General features: G+C 61.3%; 5 protein-coding genes. 2 read left to right on the forward strand and 3 right to left on the reverse strand.

What is annotated here, in order from left to right; genetic code table 11:
• Positions 1 to 303 precede the first annotated feature (303 nt).
• From groL to ACTHLA_RS17585, 3 genes are all read right to left on the reverse strand, one after another.
• Positions 304 to 1,950: a chaperonin GroEL gene (gene groL, locus ACTHLA_RS17575; protein ID WP_440192578.1), complete on the reverse strand. Its 1,647-nt coding sequence runs from the start codon at positions 1,948 to 1,950 to the stop codon at positions 304 to 306.
• Positions 1,951 to 1,990: 40 nt separating this feature from the next.
• The gene (groES, locus tag ACTHLA_RS17580; protein WP_440192581.1) at positions 1,991 to 2,281 is read right to left on the reverse strand and encodes a co-chaperone GroES; all 291 of its coding nucleotides are present in this window, start codon (positions 2,279 to 2,281) and stop codon (positions 1,991 to 1,993) included.
• A 138-nt stretch (positions 2,282 to 2,419) separates the two neighbouring features.
• Positions 2,420 to 3,802: a serine hydrolase domain-containing protein gene (locus tag ACTHLA_RS17585; RefSeq protein WP_440192584.1), complete on the reverse strand. Its 1,383-nt coding sequence runs from the start codon at positions 3,800 to 3,802 to the stop codon at positions 2,420 to 2,422.
• 251 nt (positions 3,803 to 4,053) lie between these two features.
• On the opposite strand from ACTHLA_RS17585, the gene ACTHLA_RS17590 reads away from it, so the two are divergent.
• Together ACTHLA_RS17590 and ACTHLA_RS17595 are read left to right on the forward strand one after the other, a co-directional pair.
• On the forward strand, positions 4,054 to 5,220 hold the full coding sequence (locus ACTHLA_RS17590) for a hypothetical protein (protein WP_440192587.1): 1,167 nt from the start codon (positions 4,054 to 4,056) through the stop codon (positions 5,218 to 5,220).
• A 5-nt stretch (positions 5,221 to 5,225) separates the two neighbouring features.
• On the forward strand, positions 5,226 to 6,074 hold an 849-nt coding region (locus tag ACTHLA_RS17595), incomplete at its 3' end, for a hypothetical protein (RefSeq protein WP_440192590.1).

Here is a 6,074-nt window from a genome sequence, read left to right on the forward strand (position 1 = left end):
GGCGGGGGACGGGGTGCGCGAGGGGTTTGGGGGGGCGGAGGGGTTTTTGGTGCGGGCGCGGGCGTTGGCGGGCACCAGACATATGTAAGATACCCCACCCCCCCGCGGGCGTTGCCCGCGCGGTCCCCCTCCCCAGCAAAGCTGGGGAGGCATGAGAAATCTTACAATGCAAAAAGAGCGGGTCTTGCGACCCGCTCTTTCCGTAAGCGTTGAGCTTTGAGGGCTGGATTAAAAATCCATGCCGCCAGTTCCGATCCTCGTGAGGATCGGAACCACTTTAGATGATGGGCGTCGATGGATTTCTTAGAAATCCATGCCGCCCATGCCGCCCATGCCGCCGCCGCCGGGCATGGCGGGGGCTGCTTCTTTTTTCGGCGATTCGACCACGGCGGCTTCCGTCGTGATCAGCAGGCCGGAGACCGAGGCGGCGTCTTGCAGCGCGGTGCGGACGACCTTGGCCGGGTCGATGACGCCGTCGGCGACGAGATCGACGTACTTTTCGGTCTGGGCGTTGAAGCCGTAATTCGTGCCGTCATTGGCCAGCACGTTGTTGACCACGACAGAACCTTCGACGCCGGCGTTTTCCGAGATCTGACGGATCGGGGCCTGCAGGGCGCGGCGCACGATGGCGATGCCGGCCGTCTGGTCGTCATTGGCGCCTTCGAGGGTTTCGAGGGCCTTGGACGCCTTGAGCAGGGCCGTGCCGCCGCCCGGGACGATGCCTTCGTCAACCGCGGCGCGGGTGGCGTTCAGGGCGTCGTCAACGCGGTCCTTCTTTTCCTTCACCTCGACTTCAGTGGAGCCGCCGACGCGGATGACCGCGACGCCGCCGGCCAGCTTGGCCAGACGCTCTTGCAGCTTTTCCTTGTCGTAGTCCGAGGTGGTTTCTTCGATCTGCTTCTTGATCTGGGCGACGCGGGCCTCGATCTCGGACTTTTCACCGACGCCATCGACGATGGTGGTGTTTTCCTTGGTGATCGTGACCTTCTTGGCGCGGCCAAGCATGTCGAGCGCGACGGTTTCGAGCTTGATGCCCAGGTCTTCGGAAATGACCTGACCGGCGGTCAGCACGGCGATGTCTTCCAGCATGGCCTTGCGGCGGTCGCCAAAGCCCGGCGCCTTGACAGCCGCGACGCGCAGGCCGCCACGCAGACGGTTGACGACGAGCGTGGCCAGGGCCTCGCCTTCGACGTCCTCAGCGATGATCAGCAGCGGACGGCCCGATTGCACGACGGCTTCGAGGATCGGCAGCATCGGTTGCAGCGACGAGATCTTCTTGTCGAAGATCAGGATGTACGGGTCTTCGAGGACCGCTTCCATCTTGTCGGGGTTGGTGATGAAGTAGGGCGACAGATAGCCGCGGTCGAACTGCATGCCTTCGACGACGTCCAGCTCGGTTTCGGCGGTCTTGGCTTCTTCAACCGTGATCACGCCTTCATTGCCGACCTTTTCCATCGCCTTGGCGATCATTTCACCGACTTCGGTGTCGCCGTTCGCGGAAATGGTGCCGACCTGGGCGATTTCAGCGTTGGTCGTGACCTTCTTGGAGGCCTTCTTGATCTCTTCGACGGCGACCGTGACGGCCTTGTCGATGCCGCGCTTCAGGTCCATCGGGTTGCGGCCCGAAGCGACCGACTTCAGACCTTCGACGGCGATGGCCTGAGCCAGAACCGTGGCGGTCGTGGTGCCGTCGCCGGCCTTGTCATTGGTCTTGGAAGCGACTTCGCGGATCAGTTGCGCGCCGAGGTTTTCGAATTTGTCAGCCAGTTCGATTTCCTTGGCGACCGAAACGCCGTCCTTGGTCGAGCGCGGGGCGCCGAAGGACTTTTCCAGGATGACATTGCGGCCCTTGGGGCCGAGGGTGACCTTCACCGCATTGGCGAGGACGTTGACGCCGCGCAGGATCTTGTCGCGCGCGTCGGAAGCAAACAATACGTCTTTAGCAGCCATTGTTCTCAGTTCCTTTTAATTGATGACAGGACCGGAGCGCTTAGCGCGTCACGATGCCTAAAATGTCGGATTCTTTCAGGATCAGCAGGTCTTCGCCGTCGATCTTGACTTCGGTGCCGCCCCACTTGCCGAACAAGACGCGGTCGCCGGCCTTGACGTCCAGGGCGACGACCTCGCCCTTGTCGTTACGGGCGCCGGGGCCGACCGAGACGACTTCGCCTTCCTGCGGCTTTTCCTTGGCGGTGTCCGGGATGATGATGCCGCCCTTGGTCTTGGCTTCTTCTTCGACGCGCTTGACCAGAACACGGTCGCCTAACGGGCGAAAGCTCATGGTGATGTCCTCCGAGATAGAGATGTGATGGTTCTGTTGGCACTCAGCACATGCGAGTGCTAACAGCGCGCTTGAGGTAGGCGCAGGTCCGGGAGGAGTCAAGAGTCAGGCAGGCGAATTTTCGGCGAATTTTTTGCGTCAGTCCACCGGCGAAACCAGAAACTGCTCGATCCTGCCGTCTTTGGCGACATAGATCGACAGGCTGAGGGATTTGCCGCCCGCGCGGATGCGGTAGCCGCGATAGTCCATGCCGCCGCGATTGCGGGTGCGCGTCAGGCTGAAGGCGGTCGGGGCGCCGAGCGGGCCGAGCGTGGATTTGTAATCAGCGATCGTGGCGGCGTCGAGATAGCCGTTGAAGTCGTCGGTGAAGTCGGCGCGATTGACCTGACCGGTTTGCAGGCCCTCAAAGACCTGCCGCATATGGGCGTCGGTTCCGGTCGGGGGCAGCAGCAGATAGGCGATGCTGTCGGCGATATTGCCGGTGGCGTCGCCCGACATGGTGTTGGTCAGGACGACAATGGCGACGCCGTCATCGGGATAGATGCGGTTAAGGCTCAAATAGCCCGCGCCTTCGCCGTCGTGCGAGATCAGGGCGTGGCCGCCGTCCTTGCCGATGAACAGGCCCATCGCATAGCCGGAATCCTTGCCGTTGTTGAGCTTCACCGGCGTGCGCTGAAGGACGTAGGACTCTTTCGACAGCAGGCTCTGTTTCAGGATGCTGATATCCCACCTGGCCAGATCGTCGGCGGTCAGGCCCAGATACCACGAGCCGAAGGCCCAGCCGTGACCGGCTTCCGGCGTCAGGCGGTTCGGAGCCAGGGCGCGGCGCTCATAGCCAAGCGCGTCGGGGGTCTTCAGATCGGTCTGGGAAATATCGACCGCATCCGTGATCCCGACCGGCTTCAGCAGATTGTCGTTGACGAATTGGAACAGAGGTTGGCCGGAGACTTTTTCGATGATCAGGCCGGCGATCAGATAGCCGGTATTGGAATATTGCCAGTCCGCGCCCGGCTGGAAATCGAGCGGTCTGGTCCCCCAGGTGTTCAGCACCGTCATCGGGTCCACGGGCTTTTGCATCGGCGCCTGCACATAGTCCTGCGGCCAGAAATCGGAGACGCCGGAAGTATGGGTCAGGAGCTGGCGCAGGCTGATCTTGTCGGCTTCGGCGACCTGCGGGAACCATTTTGCCACCTTGTCGTCGAGCGACAGCCTGCCCTGCTGTTGCAGCAGCAAAGCGGCGGCGGCGGTGAACTGCTTGGACACCGAGGCTATCTGATAGCGGGTGGCAGGCGTCGCGGGCAGGACGGGCGAGAGGGCCGCCTCGCCGAAGGCCTTTTCATAGACGACCTGCCCGTCCTTCACCACCGCGACCGAGGCCGAGGGCGCGCCGCTGTCGTGAATGGCGCCGGTAATCGCGGCGTCGATGCGCGCGGTCTGATCGGCGCTGAGGTCGGCGGCGCGCGCCGGGATCGCGCAGACTGCGAACAGGACGACGGCGATCTGGACGGATTTGAGCGACATGACGGCGACCTCACGACAGGGGATGGAAGACAGGTCGTAACAGATAAAACCAGTCGCGCCTATAGGTGACGCAGTTTGCGACAGGCGGTGCGATGGTTAGCGTTAATGGTGAAAAATAACCGTTTCCGCTGTGATCTCACTCAGACATTATTTACGCTTTGCGGCGCATAAACAACCTTGGGTTAGGGGCGTCTCGCGCCGCCTTAACCCTATATTTTATACAGTTATTCGTCCTAACTCAGGCTTCCTGAATGAACGCCGTGCTTCAGACCTCCTCCGCTCAGGCTCAGGGCGGCAACGGCTCGCGACCGACCAAGATGTCGCGCGACCTGCGCAATCTCGCCAATCTGGGCGAGACCGCCTCGACCTCGCGCGTCCTGAACCTGTCGCAAATCTATCTGAGTTTCGGCGATGCGCCCGAATACCGCGCCCGGCCCTTTTTCCAGGATTCGCGCCTCAACAAGGCGATCATCATCAAACACACGCTGCGCGCCAATGAGCAGGACTCCTTCCACCGTCCGCGCCGCACCGCGACCAAGGTGGTCCTGCCCTTCGATCCGGAAGACCTGAAGCTGGGCGCCAGTTCGGTCTTTGTCGGTCAGATCGGTTTCGACAAGTTCTGCCGCGACTTTCTCGGCCTGGACGACATCAATGGCGATAATGACGCGCAGATTCTGCGCCTGCTCGACTCGATTCCGTCGCTGGACCCGTTTCTGGTGCGCGAACTGCTGGGGCGGCACGGCTTCAAGCCGGCGTCGTGCTATCTGAAAATCTCCAACAGCGACATCCAGCGCATGATCGGTTTCGCCAATACCGAGATCGAGAAACTGGTGCGCATCGCCTTCGGCTCCACCGTCTATGGCGCCTCGATCAAGCTGGCCTCGAAAATCCTGTCGAACGAACTGGACAAGGAGCTGCTGCCGTTGAAGGCCACGTTGCGCCTGTCCGAAGAAGCCTTTTCGGATGGCATTTTTTCATGGCGCGGCTTTTTGTACTTTAAATGGCGGCACCTGGAATTGCAGGACGAGATGCGCCGCGTCGTGGACGGCATGGCCAGATACCAGCCGCGCGGCAAGCCGGAGCCAGACGTGCTCGATTATCTCAACGAGGTGCGCCCACGTCTGGCGCGGCGCATCATCGCCACCATGACGACGGTGGGGCGGACCCTGAGCATCTATGACCGCGCCTATGGGTCACTGGTGGAAAAGGGCGATCCGACGCCTTTCCGGCAGTTCCTGCTCGACGGGCCCGACCTGTTTTACGATCTGGGCGAAAGCGTCGCCATTCTGGGCCATATCAGCTCGTTCTGGAATTACCGCCTGAGCCAGAGCGATTATTATGACCGGCTGGACGCCGTCGAATACGCCGACATCCTGATGGATTTCGACGACAGCCTGTCCAGCCTGCCGGATGTGTAGAACGCATGCGTCTCAAACGTAGCAGTCGCGAATTTCGCAGCCTGGCCAATATCAGCGACTCGGCCTCGACCAGCCGCATCCTGAATCTGGCGCAGGTGGCGATAACTTCGGCGGGCGATCCAGACTATGCGCGCAAGCCGTTTTTCCAGAGCGTCAAGCTCAACAAAGCGATCCTGATCAAACACACCCTGCGCGCCAACGAGGTTGAGCTGTTCGCCAAGGGCCGCCGTTCCGCCACCAAGATCATCCTGCCGTTTGAAAGTCAGGATCTGCGCCTTGGCGGCGAATCCCTGTTCGTCAACCAGATCGGTTTCGAGCGCCAGATGCGCGCCTTCATCGACGTCTTAGAGGCGTCAGGTCAGAAGGATCTGGAGGTGCTGCGCGTCATCGACAGCCTGCCGTCGCTTGACCCCTTCCTGCTGCGGGAATCGCTGGCGCGTCAGGGCATACATCCGGCGCCGTGCTATCTGAAGATTTCCAACAGCGACATCGAGGCGATGATCAGTTTCGCCAATGCCGAGATCGAGCGGCTGATCAGCATCGCCTTCGGCGGCGGCTCCAGCGCGGTCGCCATGCGCTTTACCGGCAAGATTCTGGCCGACAGGTTAGATAGTGAACTGGAGCCGCTCAAGGATACGCTGCGCCTCAGCAGCGACCAGTTTCGCGACGGCATCTTTTCGTGGCGCGGCTTTTTGTATTTCAAGTGGCGGCGGCTGGAATTGCGCGACCAGGTTCGTAACGTAGTCGACATTCTGATGAATTTGCGTGCGTTGGGCGTCTTGGAGCCTGGGATGCTCGTGTTCTTCGAGGTGGTGAGCCTGCGCTTGATATACCGGGTGGTGTCCGGCATGGAT

It is taken from the genome of Asticcacaulis sp. (assembly GCF_051956075.1).
Lineage (GTDB): Bacteria > Pseudomonadota > Alphaproteobacteria > Caulobacterales > Caulobacteraceae > Asticcacaulis.

Excerpts from the sequence above, each read along its gene's own strand:
- groL (WP_440192578.1), bottom strand. The coding sequence starts at position 1,950 with ATGGCTGCTAAAGACGTATTGTTTGCTTCCGACGCGCGCGACAAGATC.
- ACTHLA_RS17585 (WP_440192584.1), bottom strand. The coding sequence starts at position 3,802 with ATGTCGCTCAAATCCGTCCAGATCGCCGTCGTCCTGTTCGCAGTCTGC.
- groES (WP_440192581.1), bottom strand. The coding sequence starts at position 2,281 with ATGAGCTTTCGCCCGTTAGGCGACCGTGTTCTGGTCAAGCGCGTCGAA.
- ACTHLA_RS17590 (WP_440192587.1), top strand. The coding sequence starts at position 4,054 with ATGAACGCCGTGCTTCAGACCTCCTCCGCTCAGGCTCAGGGCGGCAAC.